Origin of the sequence: Roseburia zhanii, from assembly GCF_014287635.1 — a bacterium.
Classification (GTDB): domain Bacteria; phylum Bacillota; class Clostridia; order Lachnospirales; family Lachnospiraceae; genus Roseburia_B; species Roseburia_B zhanii.
In genome coordinates this window covers 199,451-217,676 of sequence record NZ_JACOPH010000004.1, presented here as the reverse complement: position 1 = coordinate 217,676, position 18,226 = coordinate 199,451, and the positions used below count along the sequence as shown (strand labels likewise).

The following is an 18,226-nucleotide window of genomic DNA, read 5'->3' as shown; positions in this document are numbered from 1 at the left end:
GAATTGTATTCATTTTTACAGAAACATTCTAACGAAGAGTATATTCTCATAGGAGATTTTAATACTATCAATAATAGAAACATGGAAGAGTTTAGAAAGATATTATATAATGCATATGATATTTGGTATCAAAAAGGAAACAGAGAACCTTTATCATGTATGGGGGATTATGCTATAGTATCAAATTCCATATTAGAAGATAAAATAGATATTAGCTCATTTGATGAAAAGTATACAGATCATCCAGGGATTATTGTAACTCTTTGAAAATCAAATATAAAAGGCATAGCACCCATCACAGGTCCTATGCCTTCGCATTTTCCGGCAGTAGCATTCGGTCATCAATATAGTAGTCGCAGGATATCTTGCGGCTGTTGTGTCCGTAGAATTCTATGATTTCCGGAAGGTTGTCATTGACGGCATCAAATTCAAGATTCTGTTCCCGGCACCATTCGACAGCTTTCGACAGAGCTTCGCCGGCGCGGCAGGTCCAGAGAATGAGTTTGTTGCCATTGCGTTTCCATTCCTGGAGATATTCGATCAGTGCCTGGTTTGGCTGACCAAGCTCCGGCCATTTGCTGTAGCAGAGAGTGCCATCAAAATCAACAGCGATTGTCTGGAAATCTAACATTTTTTTATTATTCATTCAGATCATCTCCTTTAGATGGAGTCTGCTGAACACCAGGATGACTGAAAGCAGGTGGAGTCGGAATACGTTATACCTGTATTGTTGACGGAAAAGAGAGCCATCTTTTCTATGAGGACAACAATATGTGGTTTATGGAGGAGAGATAGTTTTTTTAATGGTGTTATACCAATCGAAAAGATCAGCAAGAAGGTCACAGGATGAATGGTGCGGACTTCGGCACATCGGAACTCATTTATCCAGAGAATATAATCATCAATGGTTTTCATTTCCCTTATCCGTTGAATGGTACGCAAATTGTACAATGTCAGGAGGACTTTGATGATGACTGAGAGAGTTAAGATGAGATATGTGAGCTGCCCGTCCTGCGGAAAGCAGTTGTTTAAGATGGCGGGAAATTGCAGTGTTGAGATTATATGTGTGAGATGCAAGAAAGAAATCGTAGGGGTGGTGGATGAAATTTATATGAAGATATTTGAGAACTGCCGCGGAAAGGAACATGATCAGGAAAAAGCCAGCAGGTACTCTACAGATATGGAAGCATTACGGCAGCAAAAAAGAGTAATGTAGTAATAACATACAGAAAAGGTACAGAATATAGGAAAATATCCCCATAATCTGTCCTTGGTACAAATAATAAAAAATACTGATATGTGTTGGGTGTCTGGTTTTATCTGGAAAAAATCACGCTAATATGTCCAAAACCTTCCACATATTACTCGGTTCTGATTTATAGAAGAAAATAGTATTCTATTATGGATGAAATGGAAGGAGTAATATGTCGAACGATAACGATAAAGACTAGGAATATCAAAAGAATAGTTGTTAATATGCCCTGGAAGGAAAAACGCGATTTTTTTGAGAGAATGGCCAGATATGTACTCAGGATATTGTACAACACAAAGGAGAATAGACAGGGGAATCGTAATATTTATAGGGGAGTAGTGAAAAAACCGACTATTAGGATGGAAATGAGAAATGATAAACGAGATAATGAACACAGAATGATTTATTGTTCAGGCTGTGGAAAGTTTTTGGCAACATGTAAAGAAGTAATATCATTGAATATCATTTGTCCGAAATGCCGGACGGTTACGATTGCGGATCTGAAATCAGGGGAACTTAAGACAATCCGGGATCGGAGAAAAAATCAGATTTGAATAATATAAGCAGTATGAAAATACTGCACGAGTAATAGATAACTGAATAAAATGAGCCAGTGGGTGGACCATCAGACTGGACAGAGGAGCCGGAAGCATGATTTCGGTAATGCCGAGAATCCTTAAAGATGATCCCACTGCGCAAGAGTTTGTAAACGAGTTGAATATAGCAGAAGACTATAAGGAGCCTGCAAAACGGAAATATAACGAGAGATCGTTTTATTTTAATGCGTTTTGCAGGCTCTTTTTCTGTTCAATCATAGGACATGTTGTATTTCCGTTTGGGCTCCGGAAACGGAGAAAAGAATGAGAAATACATATGCAGAAAATACAATGCGAACAAGAATCAGGGAAATGAGAAAAGCAGCATTGTTCTGGAAATAGCAAAAGCCCTGAATTGCAGTGGATCATATCTGCTGGAAGGAAAAAAGGCAGAAGCACTGGATGCCAGAATAATGGATGAGCTGCTGGAGCTGAAAAATGACCAGATGAGAGAAGAGTAAACGTACGAAAGCTCATGGAAACAGGAATACAATGCAAGAACTTCTGCTGAGCGTTCTAACAAACGCGAGAAATTAGATTTTAAATTAGAAGACGGCAGACACCGCTCAACTAAGATGTGGTACTGCCGCCTCTGTCACATTCTGATGTTACAGCATCTGGATGCATGGGATTTGCCATCTGAATCAACCCTGAAAAAAATGATTTTGGATGTAGCATAATCCTGTAGATTATTATATCTCATTTTTTGAAACATAGCGACAGTTATGTTTATTTCTTGCGTTCATTTTACGTTCAAGAATAATATTTACTTTTCAAAGTTCAATGCCAGAGTTTTGCTGGCATGATCACTCAAGATTCCGAGAGATCATAGTGATGACTGGTTACATCTCTATTAGTAAGCAATGCCGATATATTTATAAAGTCCTAAAATCTGATATTTCAGAAAATCAAAAGTCGGCATTTCTAAAATATCGGCATATGGGATATCGAGGTGTTGAAGTTTGAGTAAGAATTTTAATATAGAATCAAGGAATATTTTTTGACATAACACCGCTTGTTATGCTACACTTAAATGGAGTAAATCTGCACTTTTTGAGGTGACACAAATTGGATAAATACGAATATAAACTAAAACTAGACCAGATGAAGGCATTAGCTGCCGAGGGAGATTATGCAACAGCGGCAGAGATTGCAGACACGATCAACTGGAGAAGAATAAAAAATATAAATTTATTGATCAAAGCAGGGGATGTTTATACAAAGCAGAAACGTTATGAAGAAGCAAGAGATATCCTTTTGATGGCATATGACCGTTCACCGATCGGAAGAATGATCATATACCGTTTGTCAGAAATTGCGATCAAGATGAAGAATTTCGAGGAAGCGGAAGAATACTATGATGAATTCGTAGAACTTGCGCCCCATGATAATTTAAGATATGTGCTCCGTTACCGTATCAGTAAGGCAAAAGGAGCAGATATCCATACGCTGATCACGATTTTAGAAGAATTAAAAGAATCTGAATATACAGAAGAATGGGCATATGAATTAGCATATCTGTATCATCGTGCAGGCGAAGTGGAGAAGTGTATCAATGCCTGCGATGAACTGATCTTATGGTTTGGTGACGGAGTTTATGTGGAACGTGCTTTAGAATTAAAGATGCTTTATCAGCCGCTTACGAAGTCACAGGAAGATAAGTACCGCAGTTTCAGACAGTACCGGGATGGCATTAAGGAGATCAGACCAGAGGCAGATGCACCTTCCGTTACAATTCCGTTAGTTCAGGAGGATGTTGAAAAATATAATACAACGAACCTGCAGGAAGAACTTGCAAAGAGTATGCAGCAGATCATGGATGCGACCGAGAAAGAAGCTGTAGACGATGCGATGGATGGGATCAAGAAGATGGTAGGAGAGATCCCATATCTTCAAGTTCCGGCAGATGCTAAAAAAGAAGCAGAGGAAGAAGCTGCACATATGGAAACGGAAGCGAAGATCGATGATGCACTCAGAGTGAATTTTAAAGAGATCTTATCAGAGGATCATGATGGACAGCATAACATGAATACAGAGGGCGATGCACAAAAACCACAGCTCAACGGTCAGATGAGTATACATGATTCCTTAAGTGGATGGAAAAAGAAAATGCATGCTGCAGAGGCGGCACTTCAGATGGCAGACCAGCAGAAATTAGAATCCGCCAAAGCAAGAGCTTTGCAGGAAGCCGGAGATATTATGGATCGTCTGGCAGATGTGATGCCGAAGTTAGAAAATGGCATGACACCGGCAGAGGTTTTAAGGAAAGATTACTTAGAGAGCGGAGAGCAGATATCCGATGAAGAAGGTGCCGGACGTTTGATGGAAGACGTGAACCATAGGCTTCAGCAGGAAATCGACAGACTTCAGGATGAAACAGAACATGAACTGCTCCGCAAAGTAAAACAGGCAAAACCGAATTTCGATGAACAGATCGGATTAAAGCCATATGTACCAAGGGAGTTTGAAAGACCGCAGACAGCTGCAGAGAGTTCTGGTGCACCAGAGGAACCGGTTCAGCCAGAAGGAGTTGTTGAAACAGAACATGCGTTGAAGGTTGAACATCCGGTAGAAACAGAGGTTTCCGATAAAGCAGATCCATATTTAGCAAATGAAGAAGAAATGCAGCTTGCGGAAGCAGAATTTTATGGTAAAACGAGTGCTGCAACAGATCAGCCGCTGCCAGAGATCGCAATGCCGGAAGGTATGGAAGATGCCGCAGAGAGTCCGCTTATGAAGCAGGACACTAAGGAGATCAAGACTGATAAGGTCGCAGAAGCCTTAGTGCAGCAGGTTATGAAGTTAGAAAATGAGGGTGAAGATCCGGTAGCAGGAGAACGTCCGGCAATTACAAAGTTAAGTGATGCACAGAAAGCAATCTTTTCCTATTTTGTACCGGTTGACGGAATGGAACGCCAGATCTGTCAGGTATTGACCGGAGCATCTGCAAGATTGTCAAAATGTGCAAGTTCAGCAACCGGAAATATCCTGATACAGGGTGGCAAAGGCTGCGGAAAGACAGTTCTTGCAACAGGGCTCATCAAGGCACTTCAAAAGGAAGTCAAACGTCCGAATGGCAAGATCGGTAAGATCGATGCAGAAGCATTGAATAAAAAAGACCTCTCAGCACTATTAAAGAAGATTTCCGGCGGTTGTCTGATCATTGAGCGGGCAGGTGAGATTGACCGGGAAACAGCAGTCAAGCTGTCGCTTCTCTTAGAAACGGATACAAGCGGTATCCTGGTCATTATGGAAGATACCAGAGTCGGTTTAAATCAGGCAATGGGCAGAGATGAAGGACTTGCAAAGAAATTTACCGAAAAGATCACAATTCCGGTATTTACCAGTGATGAATTAGTCGAGTTTGGAAAAGCCTATGCACATGATCTTGATTATGAGATTGATAATATGGGAGTGCTTGCACTCTATAACCGTATCAGCAATATACAGAAACTTGACCGGGCGACAACTTTAACAGAAGTCAAAGAGATCGTGGACGAAGCCATTGAGAAGGCAGAGAAGAAGTCCTTAAAAAAGGCACTTTCGATCATTACGTCCAGAAGATATACCGAGGATGATTATGTTATCTTAAGAGAGAAAGATTTTGAAGAATAAATAATAGCAGGAAATGACTGCCGTTACATAATAAAGGAACTCGGAGGGTAAAGGTATGGGTAATTTTTCAGAACTGGATATGTATTTATTTGGGCAGGCAACACACTACGATATTTACAAAAAATTAGGTGCACATCCACAGATACGCAGAAATAAAAAAGGAATCTGTTTTGCAGTTTATGCACCTCATGCCGAAAAAGTGTTTGTCATTGGGGAATTTAATGAATGGAATGAAACAAAACATGAGATGGAGCGTTTAGAGCCGGAAGAAGCAGGTATTTATGAGTTGTTCATTCCGGGACTTGGAACAGGAAGTCTGTACAAATATCTGATCATCACTCCTGACGGAAGAAAGTTATACAAAGCCGATCCGTATGCGAATTTTGCAGAAGTAAGGCCGGGAACAGCTTCACGTATTACCGATATAGAGCACTTTAAATGGACAGATGATGTATGGATGAAAAAACGTGCATCTCATGGAACGATGGATCATCAGCCGATGAGTATCTATGAAGTGCATCCGGGCTCATGGATGCGTCATCCGGGAGAAGATGGGGATGGCGGATTTTATACCTATCGGGAACTTGCAAAATCCTTATGCAGTTATGTGAAAAAAATGGGCTATACGCATATCGAACTGATGGGAATATCAGAATATCCGTTTGACGGTTCATGGGGTTATCAGGTAACAGGCTATTATGCACCGACTTCCCGCTATGGTAAACCGGAGGATTTTGCATGGTTAGTCAACTATTTCCATAAGAATAATATCGGTGTGATCTTAGATTGGGTACCGGCACATTTCCCAAAAGATGCACATGGATTAGCAGAATTTGACGGACAGGCATTGTATGAATATGCCGATCCTAGAATGGGTGAACATCCGGACTGGGGTACAAAGATCTTTAATTATGGCAATAATCAGGTCAAAAACTTTTTGATCGGAAGTGCTTTGATGTGGATCGAGCATTACCATATTGACGGACTGCGTGTCGATGCAGTTGCATCTATGCTGTATTTAGATTATGGCAAAGATGCGGGACAGTGGATACCGAATAAGTATGGAGAGAATAAGAATTTAGAAGCGATCGAATTTTTCAAACATATCAATACACTGATCACCGGACGGAATCCGGGAACGGTTATGATCGCAGAAGAATCTACCGCATGGCCGATGGTAACAGGACCGGCACCGGAAGGTGGACTGAATTTCTCCTTCAAATGGAATATGGGCTGGATGCACGATTTTTTGGATTATATGAAATTAGATCCGTATTTCAGAAAAAACAACCACAATAAAATGACATTTGCAATGTCTTATAATAACAGTGAGAAATATATCTTAGTCCTTTCCCATGATGAGGTGGTGCATTTAAAGTGCTCTATGATCAATAAAATGCCGGGAACAGGTGAAGATAAATTCTCGAACTTAAAAGTGGGATATGCTTTTATGATGGGACATCCGGGCAAGAAACTTCTGTTTATGGGACAGGAATTTGCACAGCTCCACGAATGGAGTGAAAAGACGGAATTAGAGTGGTATCTGTTAGATAATCCAAGCCACAAATCTATGCAGACATTTGTAAAGGAATTACTGCACATCTATAAGAAATATCCGGCAATGTACGAATTAGACCATGAGTGGAACGGCTTTGAGTGGATCAATGCAAATGACGCAGACCGCAGTATTTTCAGCTTTATCAGAAAGAGCAAAGATGGCAAGAACTGTCTGCTTTTTGTCTGTAACTTTACACCGGTTGCAAGAGATGACTATCGTGTCGGCGTGCCGGTGAATAAATCATACCGTCTGATCTTTCACAGTGATGATGAGAAGTTCCAGGCAGAGGGAACGAAACGTCCGCTAAGTTATAAAGCGGTCAAATCCGAATGTGACGGAAGGGACTATTCAATTTCTTATCCGTTGCCGGGATATGGTGTTGCAATCTTTAGATTCTCTTATTAGGAAAATGCGATATACATAGGAAAGAGGCAGTATATGTGAGCTTAGATGCATATACTGCCTCTTTTTATAAATCCGAATTGTTTCAGACAAAATGCCTGAGATATGTTTATTTTTTGGAGGATTTTACCGAAATAATAAACAGTATAAGAATTTGAGGTAAAATTTATGAAGATAGAAAATGGGAAAGGCATAGAACAGACTACAGTAGAGTCACCATTTGAAAAAGCGAAGGTGACAACTTCTTTTCAGGAAACCATAAAGACGAAAACGGACAAGTTAGAAAAATCCGTCCGCATGGGACAGACCGGTTATGGAAAAGAGGAACTGACAAAGGGTGTCATAGAAGAATTTGAGGAAAAAATGAGTAATCAGATGGATGCCACAGAGCGGAAAAACCAGATGGCAGTCATGGCAAATACGATGTCAGCAGAAGATTACAGACAAGCCGAAGAAGATGGATTTTCCGTCGGGGATATGGCAAGCCATACGGTCATTACAGCGATGGATAAGATCAAAGTGCAGCTTGCAAAAGCAGGTGTGGACGTTTCCGTATTTGGAGATTCCCTGACACAGGAGCAGTTAGAGTCATTAGGCGGTAATGCAGCCGCAGCCGCACAGCTTCAGAAGTGTTTAGAAGGAGCAAATCTGCCGGCAACAGAAGCAAATCTTACAGAGGGTGTTGAAGCATATGCACAGGCACAGGAGTTAAAACCGTTATCCGAAGGTGCAATCAAATATCTGTTAGATAACCGTTTAGAGCCGAGCATTGAGAATCTGTATATGGCAGAATTTTCAGGAAGTGCATCTTATATGCCGCCACAGGATTCTGAGATTGATTTTGAAGCATTTACTGCTCAGTTAGAGCAGGTTATTACTGCCGCTGGGGAAGAGGTAAATGAACAGACACTTTCTGACAGTAAGTGGATGGTAGAAAGCGAGATACCACTGACAGCTGAGAATTTTTCTTATATGCAGAAATTAAGTAACCTTGCACTTCCAATGGAAGGAAACAATGTCATCTCTGCGATCGTAACCGCAGTATCAGAAGGAAACCGTCCAAATGATGCGATGCTTCTGCCGGAATATTCGATTACGGCACAGGCAGAACATGCCGTAGAGATCGTGACAGAGGCAACCGAAGAAGATATTGCCTACTTAGTTGCGAATAATATAGAAATTTCTGTCGAAAGTTTAGAACAGACGATCACACAGCGGAAAAATGGAATCCTTGATCTGACCAAAGCAGATGATCTGATCACAGCAGGAAATAAAAGTGCAGAGGAAACAAACCCTGTCACAGATGCAGGTGAAAATAATGGTGCCCTAGAAGCCATTACCGATCAGGGACTTGCATTTTTACGGGCAAAAAGAGTGTTAGAGGAAACAAGGCTTGCAATGACGACCGAAGCCAACCGGGCACTTATCAAGCAGGGAATTTCCATAGATACAAAGCCGTTAGAGGCATTAGTTGAAGATTTAAAACAGCAGGAGAGCAGTTATTATACCGCATTGCTTCAGGAGAATGGGGAAGTAGAAGATGCAGGTGCAGCCGCACTATTTGAAGAAACGTCCCAAAAAGTATCGGATTTAAAAGAAATGCCGGCATATCTGTTAGGAATGCATGGATATGATCTCGATACAGTAAACGGACTGCACGAAGCAGGTACTGCATTAAAAGATACATTTGAAAAAGCAGGCGAAAGTTATGAAACACTGATGACTGCACCGAGAAAAGATTTAGGAGATTCTATACAAAAGGCATTTGCCAATGTGGATGACATCCTAAAAGATATCGGTTTAGAGAGCAGTGAAGCAAACCGCAGGGCAGTCAGAATCTTAGCATATAACCAGTTAGAGATCACGGAAGAATCCATTACGACAATGAAAGCGGCAGATGAACGGGTACAGAGAACATTTTCAAATCTGACGCCGGCAGCAGTACGGGAACTGATCCGTCAGGGAAATAACCCATTAGATATGCCGTTAGAAGAATTAAATGCCACAGTGGAGAGTATACAGGAAGAAACAGGTGCAGAGGATACAAAGCGCTTCAGCGAATACCTGTGGAAACTAGAGCAGAACCATGAGATCTCACAAGATGAAAGAGAGTCTTATATCGGTATTTACCGTCTGATCCGTCAGGTGGAAAAGACAGATGGTGCTGCGATCGGAGCGCTGATAAGCCAGGGCGGCGAACTTACGATGCGCAATCTGCTAACGGCTGTGCGCAGCGCAAAGAAAAGCGGCATGGACTATACGATCGATGATGAATTTGCAGGAGCAGATAAGGGCAGTATGGCTGCAAAATCCATTACCGAGCAGATTGATACGGCATACCAGAATAATTGTATCAAAGATGTGGCCAAAACACTGACTCCGGTAACGATGCAGAGGCTGTTAGAAAACTCCGACTGGGAAAATTATACACCGGAGCAGTTAAAAGAAGCATTGATGGAATATGCAAAAGAAACGCAGGAAGCAGATTTAGCATTAGAACATGATTATGCAAAAAGCCAGTTAAAAGAAGCAGAAGAAGCAGCAACGGCAGACGATGAAGTATACCATCTGCTGGAGCATTTTGAAATCCCCAATACGATCAATAACGTGATTGCAGCAAACCGCCTGTTAAATAAGCGGAATCAGGTATTTTCACAGTTGTTTAACAGTGATGAAGTATTTTCAGGAGAAGAAGTTGATTTTGCAGCGATCGAGCAGGATATCCTAGAGAAGTTTTCAGAAGCATTAAAGACACCGGAAGAAATGGCAGCCGCACAGGAGGCATTAGCCGAAACTGCAGAAAATGTGATGAAAACGATGATCGCAGATGAAAAACACATTACCAGCATGGATATCCGTGAATTAAAGCTGATGAATACACAGCTTTCGATCGCAGGAAAGATGGCAGATGAAGAAGAATACAACATACCGGTGCTTGTCGGAGATGAGGTCACAAATCTTTCATTAAAGATCGTCCGTGGAACAAAGCGGCATGGTATGGTTGAGATCATGTTTGAAATGGAGAATGCAGGCAAAGTAGCTGCAAGCATAGCGGCAAAAGAAGAAGGCATTACCGGACTGATCGCAGCAGATGATCAGGACACAGAGGATCTTTTGTCGAAAAATGCAGATAAGATCGCAGAATCGTTAGGTGAAAACTGTGCTCTGAAATGTACTTATGCAGAAGATCTCGATTTTTCACAGTTTAAAAAAGAGATCATCAAAGATGAAAAAGACAGTCAAAACAGTGAGTATGCAGTCCAGACAGTAAGGCTATACAAAATCGCAAAGAGCTTTATTGAAAGCGTTAAGGAACTTCAATTTTAAACCGATATACAAAACAGAGATAGATACAGTAGAGAATACAAGGATGTAACAGATTGCATGGATGCGCAGGAAGAATAGGAAGGTAAGATGATATGAAAGTTAATCACAATATGTCGGCAGTTATAACAAATGCACAATTACTAAGAACGGAGAATAGTCTTGCAGATTCCATGGAACGTTTATCTTCAGGCTTAAAGATCAATCATGCAAAAGATGATCCTGCAGGTATGGCAATTTCCAATAAGATGCAGGCTCAGATCGATGGTTTAGGAAAAGCATCTGAAAATGCTTCAAATGGTATCAGCGTATTACAGATTGCAGATTCTGCATTAGGTGAGATCACAAGCATGTTACAGCGTATGAGAGAATTATCTGTGCAGGCAGCAACCGATACGAACCAGTTAGAGGACAGGGAAGCAATCCAGAAGGAAATCGATTCGTTAGTATCAGAAGTAGACCGTATTTCAAGAGATACAGAATATAATACAAAAAAATTATTAGATGGAACATCAGATACAAGAGTATATGCAGATGGAACATCGAGAATGGCAGTTTCCGACAGTGTTGGAACCGGTAATTATAAGATTACAGTCAATGAGCCGGCAAAACAGTCTGCACTTCCAACGACAACAACAGCAGGTACGATTCCGGAAGGAACAGTGACGATCAATGGAAATGAAGTTGAGATTTCTGCCGGTGAAAATGCGGCATCTGTATTTGAAAAATTAAGATTTGGTGCGGAAAAGGCAGATGTGAACTTAATGGTGATCGATCCGGCAGCAACACAGGACTATGATACTTATCCGACCAGTGGCGGTTATGAAATGTTAGATAAGACATTTGATTTTGGAGATACACTTGCATTTGTATCAAACCAGTATGGAACTTCTTCTGAGATCCAGATCAGTTGCAGCAACAATGCATTAGCTTCTTTCTTAGGTTTAGATGCAGCTACACAGACAGTTGGAACAGACGCAGACGTTAAGGCAGATCTTACCTCGTCCTTTGATGCACAGACTACAGTTATCATGGATGGCAACAAAGTTAAAATCACAGATGTAGCAGGATTTGAAATGGATTTTGTATTGGATGCAGGTAAAAAAGGTGACGTTAATATCGAAGTAACCGATATTGGTACAATGACTTTACAGATCGGTGCAAATGAGCATCAGACAATGCAGGTCAGAATCCCTGAGATCTCCAGCAAAACTTTATACTTAGATGAAGTTGATGTGACAAAAGTAGATGGTGGGGATAGAGCAATCGCAAGATTAGATGAAGCGATCAAGACAACAACTTCTGTTCGTTCCGCAGTCGGAGCTTACCAGAACCGGTTAGAGTATGCAGTCAGCAGCTTAGATGCATCGGAAGAGGATATGACAAATGCGATCTCAAGGATCAGTGATGTAGATATGGCAAAAGAAATGACAGAATATACCAAATATACAGTATTGCAGCAGGCAGGAACTTCTGTATTAGCGCAGGCAAATGACATTCCACAGTCTGTATTGCAGTTACTCCAGTAAGAGGCGGCTTATGAAGCAGGAACAGATCAAAGATTTTACAAGAAGGATCAGCCAGTGCAACAAAGGCAGTATGATCGTGATCATCTATGATATTGTATTTGCATATATTGAGGATGCGAAGCAAAGTTATGCGGCAGGGGATCATGAAGGATTTAAAAATGCATTAAGAAAAGCCCAGCGTGCAGTAGATGAACTGATCCATGCATTAAATTTTCAATACGAAGTATCAAAGAATTTATATTCTTTGTATGTGTTTTCAAAAGAGACCATGGCAAAAGCCATTGTAAAGAACAGTACAGATGAGTTAGAAGATGTGCTAGCTGTTTTAAAAGACCTGTATGAGGCTTTCATGGAAGCCTCAAAACAGGACCATTCGCTCCCGCTGATGCAGAATACACAGCAGGTCTATGCCGGTATGACATACGGTAAAAATGATTTAACAGAAACGTTTCAGGTGCCTGAAACTTCAAGAGGATTCTTTGCATAAGAATCCTCTATTTGTTTTACACGGCTAAGGAGAAACTTATAGCGCATCTGAACAGACTGGACTTCATAGATATAACAGTCGATCAGATCGGGTTCAATCACATTAGCAAGATTTGTATACGCAGAATCTAAATCGTGTTTTGTTTTTTCTAGATCATCTAACAGTACAGCATAGCGTTTGTCATAAAGTACACTGTTCTTAAACATTGGATTCATACTAGCCCCGCTTTCACCTGTTATCGTTTACTTAAATTATAGTCAAAAATTTGAAGAGTATACAAAAAAAGGTATATTTTTCAACTCTGCGTATATATTTATATAAAAATCAGTCAGACAGGTTATCAATTTATGGATACAAAGGCAGGAATGTTAGTCGTGGCAGGCATCTGTATATTAGTGCTTGCGATCGGTTTTTTGAGAAAAAATGCGGAGATCTTATTGAACTTTATTGTGCGTGCAGTCTTAGGAACGATGGGGATTTATGCAGTCAATCTTTGCCTTGCAAAGCTGGGGATCGCAGGTGCGGTTGGTATTAATCCATTTACGGTTTTGACAGTCGGAAGCCTTGGTACAGGGGGCTTAGGGCTTCTTTATGGCATTATGTTTTATCATTTATTGTGACAAATTCACAAAAATAAAAAAGTTGTCAGAAATCAGTAGACAAACCAGAAAATGAGTTCTATAATGCAAAACATCAAAAACAGATGCGAGGTGGTGTATTGGAAGGGTAGATATGATACTGCTGTTAGGGTGTCTTGTGATTGCAGCAGTACAGGATATTCGGTCCGGTAAGGTATCGAACAGGCTGATTGCAGCAGGTCTTATGATCGGATCCTTTTTTCAGATAAGGAATTATCAGATCTGCGGTATGTATTATTTTCTACGGAATGTGTCCATTCCGGTTATTCTATTATATCTTTTATTTCAAATGCGTGTCCTTGGGGCAGGCGACATTAAATTATTTTCCATGATAGGCAGTTTTCTTACAATGCAGGAATTATTAAAGTGTATGGCATACAGTTTTTTGGCTGCGGGAGCAGGAGCAGTTTTATTTTTAGCAGCAGATAAAAGACGTCGGCAGCGTATCCGGCAGGGGATCTTATATCTATTCTACACGATACGGACAGGGAAGATCACACAATATGAGCCGGTCTTTAAAGAGGAGCAGTTTTCATTTGCATTTTCTGTGCCGGTTCTCTTTGGTACCATCTGTACACTATATTTCTAGCAAAATACGAAAGAGGGGTGTTAGATGATTCAGTTAAAAATTGCTTTTTTAGATGAGGAGGAGCTGTATTTAGAACAGCTTAAAGGGTACTTTGTACAGAAAAAGGAAAACTTTTTTAAAATCTACACATTTACAGATGCAGACAGTTTTTTAAAGAGCCGTATGACAGAACAGTTTGATGCAGTCGTTATGACGTATCCGTTCTGGGAAATGATGAAAGAGCAGGATTTTTCAGAAAAGAAGATCCTGCTGTCAGAGGAAGATGGTTATGCGGTCCAAGGCTGCCTGCATGTGGATAAATACCAGTCAGCAGAGAAATTATCGGCAAAGATCGCATCGTATCTCTGGCAGGAAAACAGAGAAGGAAAGGAAGTTTTTTTAAATACGGCAGAACTGATCGGGATATATTCTCCGGTGTCGCATGAAGATCAGATGCTTTTTAGCATGACAATGGCACAGATCTTAGCAGCAGACCAGAAGGTCTTATATGTAAATCTGATGGAAAACAGCGGATTCTATGAACTGCTTCATACAGAAGCAACAGCCGATATCGGTGATCTGTTCTATACCATGATGCATGAAGATTACGATTTTTCATTGTATCTGCATAGTATCTTAAAAACCTGTCGGAATTTTGATTATATCCCACCGGCAGTAAATCCCGAACATTTATCAGAAATTTCACAGTCGTTATATGAGAAATTTTTTATCGCTTTAAAAAATAACAGTGGCTATGATGTCGTGATCGTTGATTTTGGCAGGATCTTTTTGGGATTTGCAGAACTGATCCCATTATTTTCTAATTTTTACTGTCTGAAAAAAGAAGGGCGGCTCAACCATTGCCGCATGGATGCATTTTTGACATATCTGCAAAAGAAAAGCATGGATACCGTAGAAAAAATGCATAGCCTGCATCTGTTAGAACGGCAGGCAGGTGCGGAGGAAAACCTCTTAGAAGCAGATCTGTATGGAACAATGGGTGACTATATCCGCAGAACATTATATGGAGGAGCGGTGATCGATGGATAGGGAATTATATCTTACGATAAAAGAAACAGTTTTAGAAAAGATGGATAGCAGCAGAGAACTTTCCGATGCAGAACTGATGGAACAGATTGAGGAGGAATTGCAGAAAACAGACAAAAATGGTCTGCTGTCTTTTGATGAACGAAAGACATATGCAAAGGCATTATTCGACTCTTTTCGGAAGTTTGGCATATTACAGGAACTTATTGATGATGAAGAAGTGACAGAAATCTTAGTCAATGGAGCAGATAAGATCTTTTATGAAAAACAGGGAGAACTGCATTTGTTTCCTAAGACATTTTCTAAAGAAGAAGAACTCTCAGACCTGATACAGACTATTTGTGCAGGTGGAAACCGTATGGTCAATGAAGCCTCTCCGATTGTAGATACAAGGTTGGCAGATGGTTCAAGAGTGAATATCGTGCTGCAGCCGGTGTCTTTAGATGGCTCTAGTATCTCAATCCGGAAGTTTTCAAAAGAACCTATGAATATGGAAAAACTCTTAGCCTATGGTTCCCTGTCGCAGGAAATGGCAGATTTTTTAGAAAAACTGGTAAAGTCAGGATATAACATCTTTGTATCAGGCGGAACAGGAGCCGGAAAAACGACCTTTTTAAATGCACTTTCAGGCTATATTCCTAAAGATGAGCGTGTGATCACGATTGAAGATTCAGCAGAATTGCAGCTAAATGGTATTGCAAATCTCATCCGTTTAGAAACAAGGACAGCAGGGTTTGAAGGTGTGGATTCTATTGGAATCCGTGAACTGATACGAACTGCACTTCGGATGCGTCCCAGCCGTATCATTGTCGGGGAGTGCAGGGGTGCAGAAGCGATCGATCTGTTGAGTGCAAACAATACCGGACATTCCGGCAGCCTTGGAACAGGACATGCCAATGGAACTTATGACATGATCCACCGCTTAGAAACAATGGTACTGATGGGAATGGAACTTCCGATAGCTGCGATACGGGGACAGATCGTTTCCGGCATTGATATTTTTATCCATCTCGGCAGACTGCGGGATAAGAGCAGAAAAGTATTAGAGATCGCAGAGATAGAAGGTATGAAAGATGGTGAGATCCTATTAAATGTACTGTATCAGTTTGTGGAAACGAAAGAAGTAAACGGAAGGATAGAGGGAAGATGGGAAAAACAGGGGGAATTGCTGCATCGGGAAAAATGGCAGGCGGCAGGCTTTTAAATTTACGGCAGATTATATCAGAAGGTGCCATTGCAGCCACAGTCAATTTAGCAGTCGCAGTTTTGTTTTACGATTCTGTCTATGGAATGGTATTATTTCCGCTTATCTATCTGCTTGTCAACCGTTATATGACACATAAGAGAAATCGTAAACGGCTGGCACAGATCAATCTGGAATTTAAGGATTATATGTATGCGGTAAGCAGCGTGCTGATGGCTGGATATTCCATTGAAAAGGCCTTTTTAAAAGGATTAGAGGAAATGAAAATGCTCTATGGTGCAGATTGTGCCCTGTTGATACAGCTAGGACAGATGGAAAGACGCATCGGCTTACAGGAACCAATCGAACAGATCTTAAAAGACTTTGCAGAAGAAAGTAAAAGTGAAGATATTAACAGTTTTGTAGAGATCTTCTGTTATGCAAAGCGTGGAGGCGGGGATTTCATCCATATCATCAGAACAACGATCGAGCGTATCTGCGATAAGATCGAAGTTTCAGAAGAAATCCATACAGTAATGTCTGAAAAAGCGCTGGAACAGAAGATCATGTGCGTGATACCGCTTGGTATCTTAGGATTTTTACGGCTGACATCACCGGAGTTTATCGGAGTCTTATACGGAAATGCCATGGGTATTTTTATTATGACGATAGCATTGTTCGTGTATGGATGTTCCTTCTTTTTAGGAGAGAAGATCGTGGAGGTTGAGGTTTAAGTATGATTTTATGTGGTGTAGTAAGTGTACTGCTTTTAGCAGGAGCATTGTTGTTAAGACGTTATCCGGTCTTTCAAAAAATAAAAAAGGCATATGCCATTTTAGCTGCTTTTGCAGTATTAGGATTTTTGTCCGGGCTTTCTGGGAGAATGGACAGCGGGCAGAAGGAACAGCTTGTAAGAAATCCTCCTGGTGAAGGGGAATTAGAAACAGAAGCCGTTTTCTATGTGGAGGAGGACGAAACTGAATATGAAATGATGCTTTCAATCCCGGAATGGAAGTATCGGGCGAGTGAAGAAACTGCCTATCTTACAGCAGCCGTAAAAGAGATCGATGCGACATTCTGTGGGGGAAATCAATCCCTTGAGGAGATCCGGCATGATCCCCATATACAGAAATCCTATCAGAATGGAGTGGTAAAGGCAGAGTGGGCGTTTTCAGATGGAGCGGTTATCTCTTCAGAAGGAAAGATCGATCAGGAAGCATTAAAAGAAATCCCTCATCAGATCGAAGCTACTGTTGTCTTAAGCTGTGGAGAACAGAAAGAAAATTATGAATTTACTTTTTGTGTGATACCGTTACAAAAAAATAAAAAAGAGCGGCTGATCGCAGATATCAAAGAACAGGTCGCAGAAGCAGAACCGACACAAAAAACAGTGGCACTGCCGGAATATGCAGATGGAAAAAAGATCATATGGAAACAAAAGACACAGACAAGAGCGGTCGAAATCCTGATATTTGGAATTCTTGCCGCAGTGACAGTTGTGTATACAGAGCGGGAGCAGAAGATCAGACAGGCACAGAAGACAAAACGCAGGCTGTTATTAGAGTATCCTGAATTTGTCGGAAAACTATCTCTTTTATTAGGGGCAGGAATGACGATATCAGGGGCATTGCGAAAAATTGACCAGATGCACCAGTCAGGTAAGAAACATTTAAAAGAAGAACCCTCTGGTGTCTATGTCCCATTACATCAGATGATCTGTGAAATGGAAAATGGCATGAGTGAGGTGCGGGCATATCAGGAGTTTGCCAAACGCTGTGATTTGCAGCCATACCGTAAGTTAGTGTCATTGCTGGTCTCCGGTCAGAAGATCGGCAACCGGAATCTGATGGACAAGTTAGAGGAAGAAGCAGAACGGGTATTTTTAGAACGCAAAAACACAGCAAGAAAATTAGGGGAAGAAGCATCTACAAAGCTGCTGATCCCGATGATGCTTATGCTTATGGTCGTAATGGGCATTGTGATCGTACCGGCGTTTTTATCAATCTATGGAATATAAGGAGGAAACA

At 41.0% G+C, this 18,226-nt stretch carries 14 protein-coding genes; 12 read left to right on the top strand and 2 right to left on the bottom strand.

Annotated elements, in window-relative coordinates:
- Positions 1-304: 304 nt before the first annotated feature.
- Positions 305-646 carry a hypothetical protein gene (locus tag H8S17_RS07460; protein ID WP_118668428.1) on the bottom strand — a complete coding sequence of 114 codons (342 nt, stop codon included), beginning with the start codon at positions 644-646 and terminating at the stop codon, positions 305-307.
- Between the two features lie 321 nt (positions 647-967).
- Here H8S17_RS07460 and H8S17_RS07455 point away from each other — a divergent pair, with 321 nt between their 5' ends.
- The 6 genes from H8S17_RS07455 to H8S17_RS07430 all read left to right on the top strand — a co-directional run bounded on the left by H8S17_RS07455 (position 968) and on the right by H8S17_RS07430 (position 12,763).
- Positions 968-1,216: a hypothetical protein gene (locus H8S17_RS07455; RefSeq protein ID WP_186866805.1), complete on the top strand. Its 249-nt coding sequence runs from the start codon at positions 968-970 to the stop codon at positions 1,214-1,216.
- A gap of 1,700 nt (positions 1,217-2,916) precedes the next feature.
- Positions 2,917-5,463 carry a P-loop NTPase family protein gene (locus H8S17_RS07450; protein WP_243238001.1) on the top strand — a complete coding sequence of 849 codons (2,547 nt, stop codon included), beginning with the start codon at positions 2,917-2,919 and terminating at the stop codon, positions 5,461-5,463.
- 55 nt (positions 5,464-5,518) lie between these two features.
- Complete coding sequence (gene glgB / locus H8S17_RS07445; RefSeq protein ID WP_186866804.1) at positions 5,519-7,426, top strand: 1,4-alpha-glucan branching protein GlgB; 1,908 nt, start codon at positions 5,519-5,521, stop codon at positions 7,424-7,426.
- 165 nt (positions 7,427-7,591) lie between these two features.
- Positions 7,592-10,750: a DUF6240 domain-containing protein gene (locus H8S17_RS07440; protein ID WP_186866803.1), complete on the top strand. Its 3,159-nt coding sequence runs from the start codon at positions 7,592-7,594 to the stop codon at positions 10,748-10,750.
- A gap of 92 nt (positions 10,751-10,842) precedes the next feature.
- Complete coding sequence (locus tag H8S17_RS07435; protein ID WP_186866802.1) at positions 10,843-12,276, top strand: flagellin N-terminal helical domain-containing protein; 1,434 nt, start codon at positions 10,843-10,845, stop codon at positions 12,274-12,276.
- A 10-nt stretch (positions 12,277-12,286) separates the two neighbouring features.
- Positions 12,287-12,763, top strand: coding sequence for a flagellar export chaperone FliS (locus H8S17_RS07430; RefSeq protein ID WP_178051024.1), 477 nt, complete (start codon positions 12,287-12,289; stop codon positions 12,761-12,763).
- On the opposite strand, the gene H8S17_RS07425 is transcribed toward H8S17_RS07430, so the two are convergent.
- Complete coding sequence (locus tag H8S17_RS07425; RefSeq protein WP_178051025.1) at positions 12,727-12,978, bottom strand: YaaL family protein; 252 nt, start codon at positions 12,976-12,978, stop codon at positions 12,727-12,729. The two genes, H8S17_RS07430 and H8S17_RS07425, sit on opposite strands and share 37 nt — an antisense overlap.
- A 132-nt stretch (positions 12,979-13,110) precedes the next feature.
- On the opposite strand from H8S17_RS07425, the gene H8S17_RS07420 reads away from it, so the two are divergent.
- The 6 genes from H8S17_RS07420 (at position 13,111) to H8S17_RS07395 (ending at position 18,216) form a co-directional block, all read left to right on the top strand.
- A complete protein-coding gene (locus H8S17_RS07420; protein WP_178051026.1) occupies positions 13,111-13,383 on the top strand; it encodes a pro-sigmaK processing inhibitor BofA family protein in 273 nt (90 codons plus the stop codon).
- A gap of 112 nt (positions 13,384-13,495) precedes the next feature.
- Positions 13,496-13,990, top strand: a complete 495-nt coding sequence (locus H8S17_RS07415) for an A24 family peptidase (RefSeq protein WP_186866801.1) — start codon at positions 13,496-13,498, stop codon at positions 13,988-13,990.
- 24 nt (positions 13,991-14,014) lie between these two features.
- Positions 14,015-15,019, top strand: coding sequence for a P-loop NTPase family protein (locus H8S17_RS07410; RefSeq protein WP_186866800.1), 1,005 nt, complete (start codon positions 14,015-14,017; stop codon positions 15,017-15,019).
- Entirely contained in the window at positions 15,012-16,220 is a 1,209-nt protein-coding gene (locus tag H8S17_RS07405) for a CpaF family protein (protein ID WP_186866799.1), read from the top strand. Before H8S17_RS07410 ends, H8S17_RS07405 begins: the two co-directional genes overlap by 8 nt.
- Entirely contained in the window at positions 16,163-16,933 is a 771-nt protein-coding gene (locus H8S17_RS07400) for a type II secretion system F family protein (protein WP_186866798.1), read from the top strand. The genes H8S17_RS07405 and H8S17_RS07400 overlap by 58 nt, the downstream gene beginning before the upstream one ends.
- Positions 16,934-16,935: 2 nt before the next feature.
- The gene (locus H8S17_RS07395) at positions 16,936-18,216 is read left to right on the top strand and encodes a hypothetical protein (protein ID WP_186866797.1); all 1,281 of its coding nucleotides are present in this window, start codon (positions 16,936-16,938) and stop codon (positions 18,214-18,216) included.
- Positions 18,217-18,226: the final 10 nt, after the last annotated feature.